We start from the raw sequence: 18065 nt of genomic DNA on the forward strand, positions 1-18065 counted from the left end.
CCGCAGTTGCCGCTTTTTTTGAGGTTTGTTCATTTTTCTTCGCCATAACTTATTGAATTAGAATTGATCACTGAAAGAAATGAAAAAAGAAAGAGACGAAAAATACCCAGCAGTGGGTATTTTTCAGACCTTTTTTTAATGTAAACTGGCCAAGAATTTTTCAAGAGGTCAAGATGTGACAAGTAGTGTCACTAGGTGTTTAGAGGATTGGAGAATTCTTAGATTTGATCAATAAGCTATTGAACATGAGATTTAAACTGACTTTGGAGCGTACAGACCAACGCCGCTTTATACCGATAAACTATCAGTATGAGCTCTCTTCGGCGATTTACCGGGTGATCGAACGAGGAAATGAGGACTTTTCGGCCTTTCTCCATGACGAAGGGTATCGATTGGGGAATAAACCATTTCGGCTCTTTACTTTTTCGAGGGTGTTTTTGGACAAACAACGGGTTCATGTCAATCAGGGAAGGATCGAGCACCTGGGTACGAAGGCAGAGCTCTATGTATCGTTTTTGATTGATCAGGCTGCGGAGGAATTTATCAAAGGACTCTTTTTGGGCCAACAATTCTTTCTAGGCGATCAGATTTCCGGAGTCCACTATGAGGTCAACAAAATTGAGGCTGCTACTCCGGTCTATTTCCAACGAATCATGCATTACCGCTGCCTGTCTCCCATCCTAATCAAGGAAAAGCGAGCAGCCGGTGGAGAAAACTACATAGACCCAAGCCATCCCAAGTATGGAGAATTGCTGGTGCAAAATCTGATTTCCAAATGGGCAGCGCAAGCCGTGGCCGGAGTGGAACAGAATAAAATATCCTTTCAAGACCTTAACTATCAGTTTAACCCGCTCGGAAAAGTCTATAAAAACGGAGTGGTGATCAAGCAGATGACTCCGCAAGAGAGTAAACTGATCGGTTACAGCTTCGAATTTATTCTAGAGGCACCTGAAGAGCTTCATGAAATCGGCTATTTCTCCGGCTTCGGGCATTTGAATAGTCAGGGGTTTGGGTGTGTGGAAGGAAAATCTATATAACTATGATTAAAGAACTAACTCAATTTGTAAATCTAGTACCTGGTATCATTCGGGAACGGGCAGTGGAACCTAAAGCAGGGCTGCACATCCTAGTTCGTTTTGATGAAGATGGAAATGGAAAAGTCGTAAACTTCGAACGCTTCCTAGGTAAAAAGCATGGTGAAACTTCTCAATTCTTAAAGGAATGTGCAAGGCTTCAGGAGATTTCTTGGATGATCGATTCAAATAAATGTCTTTCAAAATCGAAAGACATACACTCAGCTAGTCCCTATTCCTTTGGTATTAAAAGGGAATCATGGTATGGAGGAGATTTTTTTGTTTTTAACAAGCAAGACAAACCCAAACCGAATATTGATGAAAGGATCGAGGATTACTTTGGCCAATGCTGTTCACCAAAATTCCGTTTAAGTGAAACTCAAACTCAACTTTCTATTCAGCTGAAATATTTTATAAAAAATAAGCTTTATGAAATATTATCCGATTTAGCGGACTTTAAAGATTTAGCTCAAGAAGATTATATAATTATCTACAATCAAGTTGGTGTAGATAATTATATTGGATTTAATAAAATTTATACAGCTGAAGGATTGTTCAATACCGCTGATTACAATATTGAACTAGATGGTGAGGTCTATGGCACTAGTAATTTTCACAATGGATTCAACAGTAAAAAACCATTCCTCACCCATCAAACAGCCTCCTTTGACATCACAAGCCGGATCAGTGCCGCAGAAGCTAAAGCATTGTCTGATTTTAGCACAATGGTCGGAAAAAGGCTATTCCCTAATCCTATTCCCATTTTTATAGATCAGCCAGAGCTTTCGGAAGAGGCCATAAAAATTTATCACAAGGAGGAAGACAAAAAAATAACGCATCGAGAAATCATCTATGAATTGTGGAAACGAAAAAAGGATTTGAGAAACTATTATCTTCTTTACTATTCTGCTGGAGCCATCCAAGACTTTGATTTCGTTGCTAAATTTCACTATATGCTATCTGATGAAAGAGATAGAGAAGAAAATGGATGGACTATTGAAAATGTGACTGAAATTAAAGAAAAGGACAAAGTCAATCAAAAACCCATCTCTTTGTTGACTGTATTTGACTTTGAGAGAGTTGTCATTCGCCAAATATTCAACAACGCGCTTGTCAAAGTAAATGAAAAGAAAGAAGAAATATCCATTCGTTACTTTGATGACATGGACCCAAAATACTACCGACCGTCCCTATATACGCTGATATTAAAGTACCGAAAGCCTGTTTATGATTTCATTTACAAATCTATGCGATCAAGTATCGGTCGTTATCAGTTTGAGGACATATGTCTCATTGGCATACTGGACGATTTGAAAGAAGGTAAAGAATATGCCATTAAATCCAAGCTGAATATCTATTTCAGCCTTCACCAATATTTTGACGAAAATAAAAATCCATCGATTATGCCAAGTAAAATAGACGAACACAAGGCCCTAATGGCCAAAGTAGTATCTGAGGAAGCTACACACTTCGACTCTGATGAAGGCTATGCTTTTGGTGCTGGCCAATTAATCTACTTCCTTCTAAGTAAAAGTGAAGCAGGGGATCGCACACATGCAGTATTGGAACCCTTTCTTCAAAAAACTAATCATACGCACTTCAACGAAGCCATCGCTGCTATACTTTTAAAATATAAACATGCGATTGGCTTTGACTTTAAACGGTTTAACAAGCTGGCTTCTGAAGTATTGGATTATATCCCTCAAAAGGGACTTTCTGAACTCAGACCGTTCATGCTGGCTGGGTATTTCTGTCCCAACATTCTTTTTCAATCTAAAAAAACTGATTCACCATCATAACCAATACAACCATGACCAAATTCAATAAAAGAGCCTACGGAGCTGCTATTATCAAAAGTATCAATTCCAATTACAATGCAGACTTTACCCACCAGCCACGAACTCTCCCCGACGGCCGGGTATACGCAACGGACAAAGCATTAAAATACTTGGTGAGAAATTACCTTATCCACGAGACAGAGGAGAAAATTTTCTATTATAAAACATTTAAGGAAGATACATTGAATCCAAAATCTTTGGACGAGACCTACGAAAAGCACTTTGGTGCTATACCAAAGGGGGAAGGTAGTGGAGCTGCCAAAGAGGCAAGCAAGAAAAAAGAAATGCTTTCAAAGATTTTAACTAGCCTCGATGTGCGGCTATTCGGGGGAACCTATGCAGGATCTACCAACCTATCTATGCATGGGCCAGTTCAAATCACCCATGGCATCAATCAATTTGTGAGAGGAGAAATATTCTCAGAGCAGATCATGTCACCATTCCGGAATTCAGCCGAGGGTAAGGAAGATTCAGCCATGACCACCTTAGGAACACAGTCTAAGCTGCGTGAGGGACACTATGTTCATAGCATATCAGTAAACCCTAAAAACCTTGAAACATTGACTACCCTCTCAGGCACGGATAACCACCTGAGCAATGCTGATATAGACAAGCTGAAGCTGGGCCTGCGATACGGTGCCACCTACTACAATTCTGCGGCAAAAGCAGGAACGGATAATGAACTTTTGCTATGGGTTGAGCTAAAAGAAGGCTCAAAGCTAGTGCTGCCTTCGTTTGTGGAATTGGTGAAGGTACTTGATACCGACAAAAGAGAGATTGACTTGGGAGGCGTGCAAAAACTTTTAGCTCAGGATCACTTGAAGGGTGAAATTGAAAAAGTAGAAATCTACTATAACAAGGCCATTTCTACCATTATCAACAAACCAGAAGGTGCCATAGAACTCGACCTTTGAAAATGCAAAAGCTGATCTCCATAGATTTAATAGCAGACTTTGGCTTTCTTAGGAAACCTGATACCAATGACGGCATTTCCCTGAGCTACAATATGCTTCACAAACCAAGCCTACTGGGCATTTTTGGTGCAGTCCTTGGTATGGAAGGCTACCAGAAGCGAGGAGAGCTTCCTGAATATTATCAGAAGCTAAAAGATCTGAAAGTGGGAATAGCACCTATCGGTCATCAAAATGGAAATTTCCCCAAAACGACTATAGTCTATACCAACACCGTGGGCTATGCCAATAAAGACGGGAACTTTATTGCATACGAAAACACACTCATTAGACCTTCCTACAGAGTCTATGTAGCCTTAGAAGAGAGTCATCTCTTGGTTGATTACCTCAAGAAGGGATATGCTGAATATATCCCGTATCTGGGCAAGAATGAGTTTCCTGTTTGGTGGCATAACTTTAAGGAATACGATATCAAGCCCTTTGGATTTGATCAGGATTATGAGGTAAAAACGCTGTTTGTAAAGAAAGAGGATGACGATCGAGTCAGGAGTAATGAATCTGGTGGACGACCGCTCGGTTTTGCTGCACTATTGAGCAAGTTTAAAGATGCTTTTTTCTACTTTGAAAGGCTTCCATTGGGTTTCCGTGAATTTGAATCTTCAAAGAGGGGTAAAGAGTATCAGTATGAATTAGTTCCGTTTGTGTACTCAAACACCAAATTCAAAGCTGATTTTCAGTTGGACAACCTGTATTCAATCGGAAAAAGTGAGGTGGTCCAACTCAATTAAGGATGGTTACTTTCAGAGAACTTTTAGGAAAGAGCAAAGTGGAGTTGCTCTTAAAAAATCACTTAAGCTATTTAGCTCACACACCCAATGAGCTTTTGAGTGAGCACATGAATTTGGTTTCTCACTATTTTCTCGAATTGGTTAAAGTCCATCAATTAGAGAAACCCCTTGATGAATTGTTGATCAAGGTATGCTCTCAGAACAAATTGCTTGCTGAGTTCGCAAAACAATTGTTTTGGGAAACTATTTTGTACCATGATTTTGGAAAGGTGAATGAGAATTACCAAAAGGTAAAAATGCAAAACCACCAAAAATTCCCGGACAACAAAAACAATCAAATTCAGGCAGAACATTCAGTATTGAGTGCCTACATCTTTTTGGGTCATAAAATTTCGACTGGCCTACAGCAAACCGACGACGCCGAGGAGCAAAACCTATTGATGACCTTAATATTTGCCTATGCTCACAACATAATCAGACACCACAGTTCGCGTTTGGATGATTTTTCCTCTAAGCAGACTTTCAAAAGGTATTCAGCGGAACTTTGCTCAAGGCTTGAAGAGTACCTTGGATGCTATCATCAAACCTATATATTACAGTTTGTCCAGGCGATACCAGAAATTCAAAACATTGCTGAATTCAAAAATTTAGGATTCGAATGGTTCCTACTAATACGCCTCAATTTCTCCCTGCTCACAGCAGCAGACTATTATGCGACCTCACACTATTGCAGCAAGTGGGAACAACACTATCAGGAATTTGGGATATTGAATAGCGATCAAAAGGAGAGGCATTTCCGAAACCTGCAAACGACACATGCGCATAATAAAGCACTTTATGAAAATCAAAATCGGATTCTCAAACAGCCACTTGTAGCACTTCAGGAAAAATCAAACAGCAACCTGAACAAACTACGCTCCAAAATGGCCGCTGAGGTTATTACCAATGTTCGTCAACACACTTCTGAGAGGCTTTTTTACATCGAAGCACCGACCGGTGGAGGAAAAACAAACATTGCTTTCTTAGCTACACAGGAACTGCTCCAGGCTAACCCGGAATTGAACAAGGTCTTCTATGTCTTCCCCTTTACTACGTTGGTTACCCAAACCCAAAAGGCCGCACAGGAAACGTTGGGAATGCTGCCGCATGAATGGATAGAATTACATAGCCGGGCCGCTTGGAAACAGAAGGACGAGCAGGAAGAAAAGGAGGACGGTGTATATGGAGAGGTGCGGCAGGATGACATTCACAATCAGTTTGTGAACTATCCTTATACTTTTCTCAGCCACGTTCGCTTTTTCGACAGCCTAAAGGCCAACGACAAGAGTAGCATTTACCTAATGCACCGTTTGGCCAACAGCGTGGTGGTGATTGATGAAGTGCAGGCCTATAATCCGGATCTTTGGGATAAGTTGGCCTATCTTCTCAAAGAATATGCAGATGCCTTAAACATACGATTTATAGTAATGTCAGCCACATTACCTAAGATTGGTGATTTGGCAGAGGCCCATTTTCGAAGCCTCATCCCGGAAGCTATTGAGCGGTACTTCACCAATCCTAACTTTGCTGATCGGGTCAGTTTCAGTAACGAATTGCTCCAAAGAAAGAGACCTCGCAAAGAAGAACGAGAACAATATATCGAATGGTTGGCCAAGAAAATTCACGAGAAATCTGAGCTTTATCGAAAGACCTATGGGTCTGTTCGCACTATCGTTGAATTTATCTTTAAAAAATCCGCAACGGAGTTTGCCAGCTTCGCTAAAGAAAAATTTGAAGGCTATAATATCCTTGTTTTGAGTGGAACAATTCTAGAGTCACAAAGAAAAACCATCATCAACTTCCTAAAAAACAAGGAAAACAAGGATCAAAACACTCTGCTAGTCACCACACAGGTCGTTGAAGCTGGAGTAGATATTGATATGGACTTAGGGTTTAAAAACCGATCGATAATCGATTCGGAGGAGCAACTTGCCGGTCGAGTCAACCGGAATGTGAATAAGACCGACTGTACGGTCTATCTATTTGATCTAGACGACGCAGGGGTCATTTATAAAACCGATCGAAGATATAAAGAGCAAAAAACCTATTTGAGCGAGAGTGATTACTTTGAGATTTTAAGAACCAAGCGTTTTGATCAACTTTACGATAAGGTAAAAACCTATCTAAAGACCACAAATCAGGAAAACCAAATGAAAGGTACCCTTTCACACTATAAGAATAGCCTCATCGCCCAACTTAATTTTCCTGAGATTGATAAGGAGTTCAAGCTTATCGATCAAAGCAATACAAGTGTATTTGTTCCCCTTAACTTGGATGTATGGGTTTGGAATGAGCAAAACAAGAAAGAGCAAATTTTCACAGATCAGCAAATTCAGTTTTTACAAAGCTTTGGAGTGAAAATTATCAACGAACAGATGTCAGGTGAAGACATATTTGATCTCTATAAAAGGTTGATTTCGGAACAAATCGAGGATTTTGGAGCGAAAAAACAAAATCTCAAAATCTTACAATCCATTATGGGAATGTTCACTTTTTCACTTTTCTCAGAAAGCAAAGTCTTATCTGAATTAAGAAATGGTGGTAATTCAGAGCAACTGGGCTATATGTACCTGGTTAGTCACAGAGAAGTCTATAGTCTCAAGCATGGCCTTGAACTAAGGAAAATGAACGAGCTAAGTTTTATTTGAAATGTTAACGAATGCTACACTAATAAACCTCTACCATGTATGCAAGCGTCAGACTTGGCTTCATGCCAACGGAATCAGAATGGAGCATACTTCCGACATTGTAGCCGAGGGAAAACTAATCGGAGAAACGAGCTATCAGGATCGATCTGCCAAATACACCGAACTGGAAATCGATGGGGTCAAAATAGACTTCTATGATCCAAAAACCAGAACCATACACGAAGTCAAAAAGTCCGATAAGGTAGAAACCGCCCATATTGCACAGGTTAAATACTACCTATATATCCTTAGGAAAAACGGAATAGAGGATCCTCAGGCCATTTTGGAATATCCCCGACTCCGGCAGCGGGAATCCGTCTTTTGGGAGGAGGGTGATGCAGAAAAAATTCAGAATTGGATCAGAGAAATTCAAGCACTTACCAGTCAAGACTCCTGCCCTCCCTTAGAAAAGAAACCCATCTGCAAGAAGTGCAGCTATTATGATTTTTGCTATTCCAGAGAGGAGATGACAGGTTGATGAAGTGATGGGGTGAGCGGGTGATGGGTTATTTGGGACTTATAATAATGAAAATTCTATGAAACAAGAGGAATTTAACGAACGATTCAGGAATCGCACAAAAGGATTGGCCTTATCTGTGATTGGGGTAGTTGGTGACTTGGCTTATAGCGATGCTATAGGGATTCTTCGAAAGCAGCTGGTTAGGTCGGTAACTTCCGTAGCCGCCAATTTCAGGGCTGTGTGTCGGGCAAGATCAGAGCGGGAAAGATTTTCCAAATTATGCATTGTCGTAGAGGAAGCCGACGAAACTTTGTTTTGGATGGAAATGATGACGGAAGGGAAATTTATCACCAAAGAGAAAATTGATGGTCTGTACAACGAAGCCACAGAAATCCTAAAGGTCATGTCTGCCTTCAAAAAAAGGCTTTCCCAAAATCCCTAAATCACAAGATCACCACATCACATGATCACAAAATGAAGAAAACCTACTACCTCTTCAATCCGGGGAGATTGAGTCGCAAGGACAATACGCTGAAGTTTATCCCAGTAGATGAAAACGGCAGAGAGGGAACACCCAAGTTCATTCCCGTTGAGGGCGTTTCTGACTTGTACTGTTTCGGCTCCTTGGATGCCAATTCTGCACTCTTCAATTTCCTGGGAAAAGCCGGGATCAGCGTTCATTTTTTTGACTACTACGAACATTACACGGGTAGTTTTCAACCCAAGGAATATCTGTTGGCCGGTAAGATGCAGATCCAACAAACCAAACATTATCTGGACGGAGAAAGACGTCTCAAGATTGCTAAAAAATTCATCGAAGGAAGTGCCTTCAATATCCTCAAAAACCTACGCTACTATCACAATCGCAATAAAGACCTGGAAGCCCAACTGGTCAAAATCCAAGAGTTAAATAGTAAAGTTGGTAGTACGCAAGCTATCCCCGAATTGATGGGAATAGAAGGAAACATCCGTCAAACCTACTATAGCGCATTTGACACGATCATCAATGAACATGCCATGGAAGGCCGAAGCATGCGACCTCCTCTCAATGAGGTCAATGCATTAGTGAGCTTTGGCAACATGCTGTGCTATACGCAATGTCTGGATCAAATCTACCATACCCAGCTCAATCCGACCATTAGCTTTCTACATGAACCCGGCTACAGAAGATATTCCCTCGCTTTGGATTTGGCAGAGATATTCAAACCTATATTGGTGGACCGGGTGATATTCAGGGTGCTGAACAAAAAAGAAATACAATCCAAGGACTTTGATTTTCACGTAAACCGGGTCATTCTCAAGGAATCCGGAAAACGAACCTTTATCAAGGCATTTGAAGAGCGACTGGCCGAGACCATTGCGCATCGGACGCTGAAGAAGCAGGTTTCCTACAAGCACCTGGTAAAGCTGGAATGCTATAAACTCAGTAAGCATCTTCTGGAAATGGAAACCTATCAACCTTTTAAAATCTGGTGGTAAAATGTATGTAATTTTGGTATATGATATAGGAGAGCGCAGAGTTGCCAAAATGCTAAAGCTTTGTAGGCAATACCTCAATTGGATTCAGAACTCCGTTTTTGAGGGAGAAATCACAGAGGTAAAACTGAAAGAGCTCCTTTCTGTGGCCAAAAAAATCATGAAAGAAGAGGAGGACAGTATTATTATTTTTAAAAGCCGGGACGAAAAATGGCTTGAAAAGGAAATTTTGGGAAAGGAGAAAAACAGTCTAGATACCATTCTTTAGGCATTTTGGTTGTCGAAGGTGGCTAGGAGAGTTTATTTTTGAACTAAAGGAGAACCCCATCACCTTAGAAACCCAGCCAGCTAACAAATTGGAGGGTTGTCGAAGCCCTACTGAAATTGGGTTACTGAGGATCGACAATCTTGCATACGTTTTTTTCAAAAAATAAAGTGCTCAATTAAGGTTTTTAGGCCTATTTTTGAATTGGGCCCGACGGCCTTCAATCGCACCATACTGGAATTGAAATTCGGTGAGGTCTGCCAGGTCGGTTGCTGCTATATTCCCTTCAATCGCACCATACTGGAATTGAAATGAATTTATTTAAGTTATACAAAGAAGGCGATTTTAACCTTCAATCGCACCATACTGGAATTGAAATTTTGATCGATTGCAGGCTTGCGCCTTGCTCCCATACCTTCAATCGCACCATACTGGAATTGAAATAAGTTTAGCCATGATGTACCTCCTTTCTTTTTTCCTCCTTCAATCGCACCATACTGGAATTGAAATCCAAATTGATGATCTGGCTCTGGGTGTTTGGTACCCACCTTCAATCGCACCATACTGGAATTGAAATAAGCATTCAAAACCTGCTCCACAAAGTAGGTCGGTTGCCTTCAATCGCACCATACTGGAATTGAAATTCAGGGCGATTCTGGCTTCATCGGTCAGGCCGTTTACCTTCAATCGCACCATACTGGAATTGAAATATGAGCAGGCCGCAACTAATACAGACAATCTTGACGCCTTCAATCGCACCATACTGGAATTGAAATAACTACAATAAGCGCAAGATCCAGCGCCAGAATACTCCTTCAATCGCACCATACTGGAATTGAAATATGCAGTGATCAGCCGCTCCAGCGCGGGAGTGATCACCTTCAATCGCACCATACTGGAATTGAAATAATACGAGTGGAGCGGTGAGGAACTGAAGTATGTGACCTTCAATCGCACCATACTGGAATTGAAATCTTACCAAGCGGCGAAGGCGTATGCAGAAAAGTATGCCTTCAATCGCACCATACTGGAATTGAAATGAAACAGGGTCCAGTTTGCATCATCAAGGCCCAAGTCCTTCAATCGCACCATACTGGAATTGAAATAGATCAAGCGGAAGCTCTACGATCAGACCAAGGATCCTTCAATCGCACCATACTGGAATTGAAATCCCTGACCGTCAGTTGGCTTACTTTCCATAATTCAAACCTTCAATCGCACCATACTGGAATTGAAATCTACTTCCAATACGGCAAGTTTGACTGGTCGATCAACCTTCAATCGCACCATACTGGAATTGAAATTTCGTGAGGTCTTTTCTTCGAAAGTTTTTGAATTAACCTTCAATCGCACCATACTGGAATTGAAATATTTAAGGACAGAGGCCCTAAAGGAGATGCTTTGACCTTCAATCGCACCATACTGGAATTGAAATAAAGAAGGCAAAAGCGCAAGCGACTTCCTACCAGCACCTTCAATCGCACCATACTGGAATTGAAATTTCCCAACAGGCCCAGAAGTGTACCATGGAGTAAATCCTTCAATCGCACCATACTGGAATTGAAATATACCTGTCCCACACTTTGATGACGGAATCATCCGCCTTCAATCGCACCATACTGGAATTGAAATCTCCCTGTCCTTCTTTCAGCTCGTATTTTACATCCCCTTCAATCGCACCATACTGGAATTGAAATTTTAGGGAAGAACCCAGTCCGCTGAAGAACCCTTCCCTTCAATCGCACCATACTGGAATTGAAATATACCCGAAAACCCTACGGCATGGAAGATTCAAAAACCTTCAATCGCACCATACTGGAATTGAAATGGAGAAGGCATTGTTAACCTTAGCAGAAATGGCAGGCCTTCAATCGCACCATACTGGAATTGAAATATCAGTAGCCCCTACACCCTCGACTGTGGAATAGACCCTTCAATCGCACCATACTGGAATTGAAATCGAGACCAGATGTTTTTGGAAGATGCTGGTTTGACCTTCAATCGCACCATACTGGAATTGAAATCAGGAGTACCCGTGATTCCCGATATAGAAAGCGGACCTTCAATCGCACCATACTGGAATTGAAATTTTTGGAGACGTTTGATGCAAGGGTTTTTGAATACACCTTCAATCGCACCATACTGGAATTGAAATCTTGGAATTTGGCAGTATGCACTTCATCTATTACGGCCTTCAATCGCACCATACTGGAATTGAAATAAACCTTATCCCAAATCAACATTTCATGACTTGGATTCCTTCAATCGCACCATACTGGAATTGAAATACACAATTACCAATACGAATACAATAATAAAAAAGCCCTTCAATCGCACCATACTGGAATTGAAATTAAATTCGCTTTCAAAGTTTTCTAAAGCTTTAAAATCCTTCAATCGCACCATACTGGAATTGAAATATAATCGGCAGTTCAGTAAACTTTGGAATAATTGGCCTTCAATCGCACCATACTGGAATTGAAATTTTAGATTTTTAGCCTTAATTTCTGGTGAATCAGACCTTCAATCGCACCATACTGGAATTGAAATGGAATCTACATTTCAAATTACGATCAGCTAGAAAACACCTTCAATCGCACCATACTGGAATTGAAATCGCCGCCTTCAGCCCGTATGGTTGAACCGTTCTTTCCTTCAATCGCACCATACTGGAATTGAAATAGTAACGGCAACCACTACGCCCGAAAGGACGGGGCACCTTCAATCGCACCATACTGGAATTGAAATATGGGTGAATATCACGATATCTGCATCCTGCTCGATGCCTTCAATCGCACCATACTGGAATTGAAATAATAGATTTCACGCCTCTGGTGGTAAGCTGGTTCACCTTCAATCGCACCATACTGGAATTGAAATAACCGATGCAGTTCAGTTCAGAATCCTGCCGACAACCTTCAATCGCACCATACTGGAATTGAAATCTGAAAAATATCCTGCTGTTGAAAATTTGGTTGATTCCTTCAATCGCACCATACTGGAATTGAAATATCCATATTGGGAACCATTGAACTCAAGCCTATGACCCTTCAATCGCACCATACTGGAATTGAAATGAAGCAGCAAAGTATCTCGAAACGCTTAAAAATGGCCCTTCAATCGCACCATACTGGAATTGAAATGACATCAGCTACATTCAGGTAGTCATCATAGGTGACACCTTCAATCGCACCATACTGGAATTGAAATAGGAAGTTTGGATTTTGGTTCAGTCATGGTTGTTAACCTTCAATCGCACCATACTGGAATTGAAATCTTCCGGCAGGGGATGAATATGACTTTGTGGAGTATGCCTTCAATCGCACCATACTGGAATTGAAATAAGATGAACTGGCAGAAAAGCACAAGAGAAGCACGCCTTCAATCGCACCATACTGGAATTGAAATATATCGATGCCTTGGAGAACTGGGTCAAGCGAAAAGCCTTCAATCGCACCATACTGGAATTGAAATGCGTAGGAGGCTGAGATGTAGGCCTTTTCGATGGATACCTTCAATCGCACCATACTGGAATTGAAATGGCATATTGTCCAGGATGATATTGATCAGGCGAAGCCTTCAATCGCACCATACTGGAATTGAAATCGGTCAATGAGACCTTCTATGTGCTCTATGGTGGACCTTTCAATCGCACCTTACTGGAATTTGGACTGAGCGTTAAAAAATGCCCCCTATGGGTCATTATAGCGAATTGCCAGATTGTAGTGTTGGTAAAAATCCTGAATTGGAATAATTCAATCGCACCCTACTAAAAATTATATGAATGAATCGATTATTGATCCTCTCGAAGCTCCAGCACTCAGACTAAAATACTTTCTTACACGCATCTTCCGGACTTGAATAGATTCAAGCGGGGCAAAATCCTCTGGAGAAAGGGCGGAATCCTGACCAAAAGAGATTTGATCCAACAGCTTAAGGGATTCGCATAAAAAAAGCTCCTATTGGAGCTTTTCTTTTTATAGATAATATTTCAATCGAATCACTTCCTTCTCGGTCAGGAAGCGGTAATTTCCGCGCTTCAGGTCCTTTTTGTCCAAGCCTGCAAACATCACCCGGTCCAAAGCGGTGACCTCGTATCCCAAATGGGCAAAGAGTCTACGAACGATTCGGTTTCGGCCGATGTGGATCTCCAAGCCAAGAATTGTTCGATCTTTGGACAGCACTTGCATGTCATCCACTTTTACCTCTCCGTCCTCCAAGGTTAGACCTTCCAAAATCTGCTCCTCATCCTTATGGGTGAGCGGCTTATCCAGAGTGACCTGATAGATTTTCTTGATTTGGTTGGATGGATGAGAAAGTTTCGCTGCCAGCTCTCCATCATTGGTAAACAAAAGCAAACCTGTGGTATTTCTATCCAGACGACCCACAGGGAAAATCCTTTCCTCACAGGCATTGGCTACTAGATTCATCACCGTCTTACGCTCCATAGGGTCATTGGTCGTGGTGATAAAATCTTTGGGCTTATTCAGCAGAACATAAACCGGTTTTTCGGGATTGATCCGCTTGCCCTGAAAAATCACCCGATCCGTCTTTTTCACCTTCCGGCCCAGTTCAGTTACGACCTCTCCATTTACCGTGACCATACCTTTGGCAATCAAGTCATCCGCTTCTCTACGGCTGCAGATTCCTGAGTTGGAGATGTATTTATTCAGACGAATTTGACCGTCTTCTCCTGCATCTTGGGACTTTTTACCGGGAATATCACTGAAATTATATTCAGGCCTGTCAGGATTTAACTCTTGCTTCCTTACCCGATTTTTGCCGAATCCTCTTTTCGCGCCTTCCTTGTCAAAAGAATTATCCCCTTTTTGAACCTCGAATCTTGGCTTTTCATCTTTTCCTCTTCCCTTATAGACTTTCCTTTCCGGCCCTTCTTGGGAAAAGTTCTTGCGAAAAGGCTTGTCTGACTCTTCGTTTCGCTTATCAAACTTTTTGCCTGAAAAATCCTCCCGCTTAGGTCGATCAACTTTAGGAGAAAATGGCTTTTTGCCAGATGGCTTTCGCTCATCAAAGTCAAAGTCCTTCTCGAATTTCCCCCCTCTAGTAGGTCTCTTTTCCTCTTTGTTGAAAGGGCTTGATTTCTCCTCTCCTTTAAAAAATCTACCTTTTGGCTTGCCTCCAAAGTCCGGTCTGGAATCAAACTTCCGCTCCGGCTTGTCGAAAGACTTCTTTTGGAAATCCCCTTTCCCGGTCTTCTTGGAAGAATAGTCGGACTTTTTCTTGAATTGGGAAGAATCAGAATCTTGGTTTTCTGAATTAAAAAATGGTTTTCTAGGATTGTTTTTTTTCATCGTTTTGCAGCATCCCTGCTGTAGTTTGGTTTTAGAAATAAATTACTGAAATCCAGTGATTTAATAAGGCCGCAAAGATACAGCTAATTCGGTTAATTTGCAGAGCCCTTTCAAATCTTTCTACTTTTCTCCTTCCTTGTAAAAATAGGCGGTGGCATTTCTCACCGAGCCATGCATAAGCAAAAGATCTTGAGCTACTTCATATGACACACCCGTTGCCTCCATGATCATTTTGGTCCCACGATCCACCAGCTTGGCATTGGAAAGCTGCATATCTACCATTTTGTTTCCTTTGACCCTGCCCAGCTTAATCATCACGGTGGTGGATAGCATATTGAGAACCAACTTCTGGGCAGTTCCTGATTTCATCCGGGTACTTCCTGTCACAAACTCAGGACCCACCACCACTTCAATGGGGTACGCTACTGCCTGGGAAAGGGGAGAGTCCGGATTGCAGGTAATACATCCGGTAAGCAAACCCATTTCCCTGGCTTTGCTGACTCCTCCAATTACATAAGGAGTAGTCCCTGAAGCGGCAATCCCAATCACTGTATCCAGAGGGGAAAAGCCATACTCCAAAATATCCTTCCAAGCCTGTTCAGGGTCATCTTCGGCATTTTCTACTGCCTTCCGGATCGCAACATCTCCCCCGGCAATCAAACCGATGACCCAATCATGGGGTACCCCGTAGGTTGGCGGACACTCAGAAGCATCCAATATACCCAATCGACCACTGGTACCTGCTCCGATGTAAAATAGACGGCCGCCTTCCTGCATTCTGGGAACAATCTGCTCTACCAACGAGCAAATGGCAGGAACCTTCTCTTTGACAGCCGGGGCCACCTTATGGTCCTCCTCATTGATGGACAAGAGGAGTTGGGTTACCTCCATTTTTTCTAGGTGGTCATATAGGGAATTACTTTCGGTGACTTTCATAGGAGTTCTTGATGGTAAAGGGTTAATCCGGCGATGGGATTTTCGATGATGATGGAAGCTTGAATACCCCGATCTTGGGCGGCTTTGCGAAGGATATCACCATTGTAATAGGCAATCGATCCTACGAAGTTGACCGGTTTGTTATGGTAGTCTTTATATTTACAGACATGCTTGTCAAAGAAGGCCATAAAGGAAGAATAAAACAACCCATAGCAATAGGGGTCCGACTTATGCTCTGAGATAAACTTGCAAAAGCTGGCCATATATCTACTGGGAAAGGGCTGTCTATAGACGTGATCCTGAATGATATTCTGAGAAAAGTGAAACCGCTCAATGGCTGCCTCTCGGATATAATGAGGCATCTCCTCATGAATAAAGTCAATCAGGAACCTCCTCCCGATAAATGCACCTCCACCTTCATCCCCGAGAATGTAGCCAGCCGCAGGACGGGTATCGACAATGACTTTTCCATCGTAATCACAGCTATTGGACCCAGTACCCAGAATACAGGCAATTCCCGGTCTATGGCCACAAGTAGCCCGAGCCGCTGCTGACAAATCATGGTCTATAGCCACCTCAGCACCGGGGAAAACGGAAAGCAAGGCTTGTTTTACTTCTTCTTTACGATCAGAAGCAGAGCATCCTGCTCCATAAAAAAACACTTGCTCGACCTCATCTACCGCATTGACTAAATAATCTTCTCTCAACTGCAGGGACATCTCCTCCGAAGTCATGTAGTAGGGATTAAAACCTACTCCTCTATGCTGGCTTATTTCGCCATTGCTGTGAATTATTCTCCAGTCTGTTTTACTGGAACCGCTATCTGCTATCAGTATCATATGAGTAGACCTATGGCCTGAAATCTTTCAAAAACCTTTTCAGTATGTGGGGCGTCCCTCAGCTCTTCGGTCAAATCCTGCCCTGCCCAATGTTCATAATGTTTCCCATTTGCCCATAGTCGGGAAGAACTCACATCATAGATGACTCCCCGGTAGGCCACCCAAATTTCGGGTTTATCCTGTCCATTTCTCAGGGAAAGCTGCTGCTTGGTGAAATTTTTCATCAAAAAAACTTCACTTGGGCATTGATCCAGCGCTCGGGCACTTCTCCTTTTTGGGCGATTTGATAATCGGAGTAGCTGCATGGCACGGTACTGACCCGGTCAAATCGCTGGATTTCATTTTGGGGGATTTCCATCCACCATTTCCCGCTTTTTTTACTTTTATAGAAAACGAGGGTATTGGGCTTGGTGTCTAAAGAGACGGTGTACTTGATATAATCCGTGCTTTTGAAAGAAAGGCTATCTTTTCTGTTGTAAAAGCCTTCTACGAAATACCAGATCATCACTGCCGCTACTTTGGCCGTCTTGTTGGCAGCATCATCGAAATAAGGGTCATACCCAAAAAGTCCAAATGAGCTTAGTTTCTCATTAGTCCCTGCAAACCAACAAATCTGACAGGCTTCTTCTCCCGAAAGCCCAAAAGGCTGGGCATCTACTGCACCAGGAGCATCGGCCGATTGGATCGCACTAAGGTCAAAGCTCAACAAATCCGCATCCCGAACCAAGGGCTCCACTTCCTTGAATCCATCTCTCAGCTGGCCCAAGCGTACATGATCAAAGTACAATTTCTCCATGACATTGATCAGCGTAGGATCGACCAAAAAGCTCTGATAGGCTAAGTGAGAGTAGGAAAAAAGAAAATTGGGTTGATGAAGAACGATCTCCTGAGTATGTCGGGTGTCTTCCGGACCCTGCTCCTCCATGTCCACTTTGGCATCAACAGTGACTAGGTTGACCAGTTTTTTTAACTTCTGATAAGCCAAATACTGCCCAAAATCCAAATCATGGGTGCCTCCAAAGAAAACAGGAAGGATCTGCTGCTTCATCAAGTACTCTCCCACCTGCCGAATAGCCTGATAGGTGTCATTCAGGGTTTCTCCTGAAATAATATCACCTAAGTCGGCCATACGGTAGGGTGCGATTCCCTTTTTCAACTCGTACAGTTTTTCCCGGATTTCTGTACTTCCCCTGGAGACGCTTTCAGCTTTGGCTGTTCCCCGGCTTTCTCTCAGGCCGACGAATGCAATTTGAATTCCTTTCAAATCAGGAAATTTTTCTCCATGGATATGTATCTGATGAAAAAAGGAGTTTTCAGAATAGCTTTTCTCCAGAAGATACTCAGCGACAGGTTCAAAAAAAGAGTGAATATTCATGTATCGGGGATCTGAAATCAAAGTAAACAAAAATGGTACTAAACTAAAAAATCCCGCCAGAGCGGG

14 protein-coding genes and 1 CRISPR repeat array are annotated in these 18065 nt (G+C 42.1%); of the genes, 9 read left to right on the forward strand and 5 right to left on the reverse strand.

Translation table 11 applies throughout. The annotated features are described in order from the left end of the window. Positions 1-245 precede the first annotated feature (245 nt). The 9 genes from cas6 to cas2 are packed head-to-tail and all read left to right on the forward strand — an operon-like array spanning position 246 to position 9540. Positions 246-1037, forward strand: coding sequence for a CRISPR-associated endoribonuclease Cas6 (cas6, locus tag AAA943_RS18720; protein WP_338225828.1), 792 nt, complete (start codon positions 246-248; stop codon positions 1035-1037). 2 nt (positions 1038-1039) lie between these two features. After that, the gene (locus tag AAA943_RS18725; protein ID WP_338225829.1) at positions 1040-2872 is read left to right on the forward strand and encodes a hypothetical protein; all 1833 of its coding nucleotides are present in this window, start codon (positions 1040-1042) and stop codon (positions 2870-2872) included. A gap of 11 nt (positions 2873-2883) precedes the next feature. Next, the gene (locus AAA943_RS18730; protein ID WP_338225830.1) at positions 2884-3825 is read left to right on the forward strand and encodes a type I CRISPR-associated protein Cas7; all 942 of its coding nucleotides are present in this window, start codon (positions 2884-2886) and stop codon (positions 3823-3825) included. 2 nt (positions 3826-3827) lie between these two features. Beyond that, entirely contained in the window at positions 3828-4610 is a 783-nt protein-coding gene (locus AAA943_RS18735) for a Cas5 family CRISPR-associated protein (protein WP_338225831.1), read from the forward strand. A gap of 2 nt (positions 4611-4612) precedes the next feature. Continuing rightward, positions 4613-7297, forward strand: a complete 2685-nt coding sequence (gene cas3 / locus AAA943_RS18740) for a CRISPR-associated helicase Cas3' (RefSeq protein WP_338225832.1) — start codon at positions 4613-4615, stop codon at positions 7295-7297. 1 nt (position 7298) lies between these two features. Then, positions 7299-7814: a CRISPR-associated protein Cas4 gene (gene cas4, locus AAA943_RS18745; RefSeq protein WP_338225833.1), complete on the forward strand. Its 516-nt coding sequence runs from the start codon at positions 7299-7301 to the stop codon at positions 7812-7814. Between the two features lie 58 nt (positions 7815-7872). Next, positions 7873-8238 (forward strand): four helix bundle protein, encoded by a 366-nt coding sequence (locus AAA943_RS18750; RefSeq protein ID WP_338225834.1) that lies wholly within the window; start codon positions 7873-7875, stop codon positions 8236-8238. Positions 8239-8270: 32 nt separating this feature from the next. Further along, positions 8271-9275, forward strand: a complete 1005-nt coding sequence (gene cas1b / locus AAA943_RS18755) for a type I-B CRISPR-associated endonuclease Cas1b (RefSeq protein ID WP_338225835.1) — start codon at positions 8271-8273, stop codon at positions 9273-9275. Position 9276: 1 nt separating this feature from the next. After that, the gene (gene cas2 / locus AAA943_RS18760) at positions 9277-9540 is read left to right on the forward strand and encodes a CRISPR-associated endonuclease Cas2 (RefSeq protein WP_338225836.1); all 264 of its coding nucleotides are present in this window, start codon (positions 9277-9279) and stop codon (positions 9538-9540) included. A gap of 214 nt (positions 9541-9754) precedes the next feature. Next, positions 9755-13209: a CRISPR direct-repeat array (repeat unit 30 nt; unit sequence CCTTCAATCGCACCATACTGGAATTGAAAT). A gap of 305 nt (positions 13210-13514) precedes the next feature. Here cas2 and AAA943_RS18770 read toward each other — a convergent pair. The 5 genes from AAA943_RS18770 to AAA943_RS18790 all read right to left on the reverse strand — a co-directional run bounded on the left by AAA943_RS18770 (position 13515) and on the right by AAA943_RS18790 (position 17999). Beyond that, positions 13515-14849 (reverse strand): pseudouridine synthase, encoded by a 1335-nt coding sequence (locus AAA943_RS18770; RefSeq protein ID WP_338225837.1) that lies wholly within the window; start codon positions 14847-14849, stop codon positions 13515-13517. Positions 14850-14969: 120 nt separating this feature from the next. Next, positions 14970-15785 (reverse strand): N-acetylmuramic acid 6-phosphate etherase, encoded by an 816-nt coding sequence (gene murQ / locus AAA943_RS18775; protein ID WP_338225838.1) that lies wholly within the window; start codon positions 15783-15785, stop codon positions 14970-14972. Further along, positions 15782-16624 carry an N-acetylglucosamine kinase gene (locus tag AAA943_RS18780; protein ID WP_338225839.1) on the reverse strand — a complete coding sequence of 281 codons (843 nt, stop codon included), beginning with the start codon at positions 16622-16624 and terminating at the stop codon, positions 15782-15784. Before AAA943_RS18780 ends, murQ begins: the two co-directional genes overlap by 4 nt. Next, positions 16621-16848 carry a cytochrome b5 domain-containing protein gene (locus tag AAA943_RS18785; protein ID WP_338225840.1) on the reverse strand — a complete coding sequence of 76 codons (228 nt, stop codon included), beginning with the start codon at positions 16846-16848 and terminating at the stop codon, positions 16621-16623. The genes AAA943_RS18780 and AAA943_RS18785 overlap by 4 nt, the downstream gene beginning before the upstream one ends. Next, positions 16848-17999: a formimidoylglutamase gene (locus AAA943_RS18790; RefSeq protein ID WP_338225841.1), complete on the reverse strand. Its 1152-nt coding sequence runs from the start codon at positions 17997-17999 to the stop codon at positions 16848-16850. The genes AAA943_RS18785 and AAA943_RS18790 overlap by 1 nt, the downstream gene beginning before the upstream one ends. Positions 18000-18065 lie beyond the last annotated feature (66 nt).

Origin of the sequence: Algoriphagus confluentis (assembly GCF_036245625.1) — a bacterium.
Classification (GTDB): domain Bacteria; phylum Bacteroidota; class Bacteroidia; order Cytophagales; family Cyclobacteriaceae; genus Algoriphagus; species Algoriphagus confluentis.

Coding starts and splice junctions, on each gene's coding strand:
- murQ (WP_338225838.1), bottom strand. CDS start 15,785: ATGAAAGTCACCGAAAGTAATTCCCTATATGACCACCTAGAAAAAATG.
- AAA943_RS18725 (WP_338225829.1), top strand. CDS start 1,040: ATGATTAAAGAACTAACTCAATTTGTAAATCTAGTACCTGGTATCATT.
- AAA943_RS18780 (WP_338225839.1), bottom strand. CDS start 16,624: ATGATACTGATAGCAGATAGCGGTTCCAGTAAAACAGACTGGAGAATA.
- AAA943_RS18770 (WP_338225837.1), bottom strand. CDS start 14,849: ATGAAAAAAAACAATCCTAGAAAACCATTTTTTAATTCAGAAAACCAA.
- cas3 (WP_338225832.1), top strand. CDS start 4,613: ATGGTTACTTTCAGAGAACTTTTAGGAAAGAGCAAAGTGGAGTTGCTC.
- AAA943_RS18735 (WP_338225831.1), top strand. CDS start 3,828: ATGCAAAAGCTGATCTCCATAGATTTAATAGCAGACTTTGGCTTTCTT.
- cas6 (WP_338225828.1), top strand. CDS start 246: ATGAGATTTAAACTGACTTTGGAGCGTACAGACCAACGCCGCTTTATA.
- AAA943_RS18750 (WP_338225834.1), top strand. CDS start 7,873: ATGAAACAAGAGGAATTTAACGAACGATTCAGGAATCGCACAAAAGGA.
- cas4 (WP_338225833.1), top strand. CDS start 7,299: ATGTTAACGAATGCTACACTAATAAACCTCTACCATGTATGCAAGCGT.
- AAA943_RS18790 (WP_338225841.1), bottom strand. CDS start 17,999: ATGAATATTCACTCTTTTTTTGAACCTGTCGCTGAGTATCTTCTGGAG.
- AAA943_RS18785 (WP_338225840.1), bottom strand. CDS start 16,848: ATGAAAAATTTCACCAAGCAGCAGCTTTCCCTGAGAAATGGACAGGAT.
- AAA943_RS18730 (WP_338225830.1), top strand. CDS start 2,884: ATGACCAAATTCAATAAAAGAGCCTACGGAGCTGCTATTATCAAAAGT.
- cas1b (WP_338225835.1), top strand. CDS start 8,271: ATGAAGAAAACCTACTACCTCTTCAATCCGGGGAGATTGAGTCGCAAG.
- cas2 (WP_338225836.1), top strand. CDS start 9,277: ATGTATGTAATTTTGGTATATGATATAGGAGAGCGCAGAGTTGCCAAA.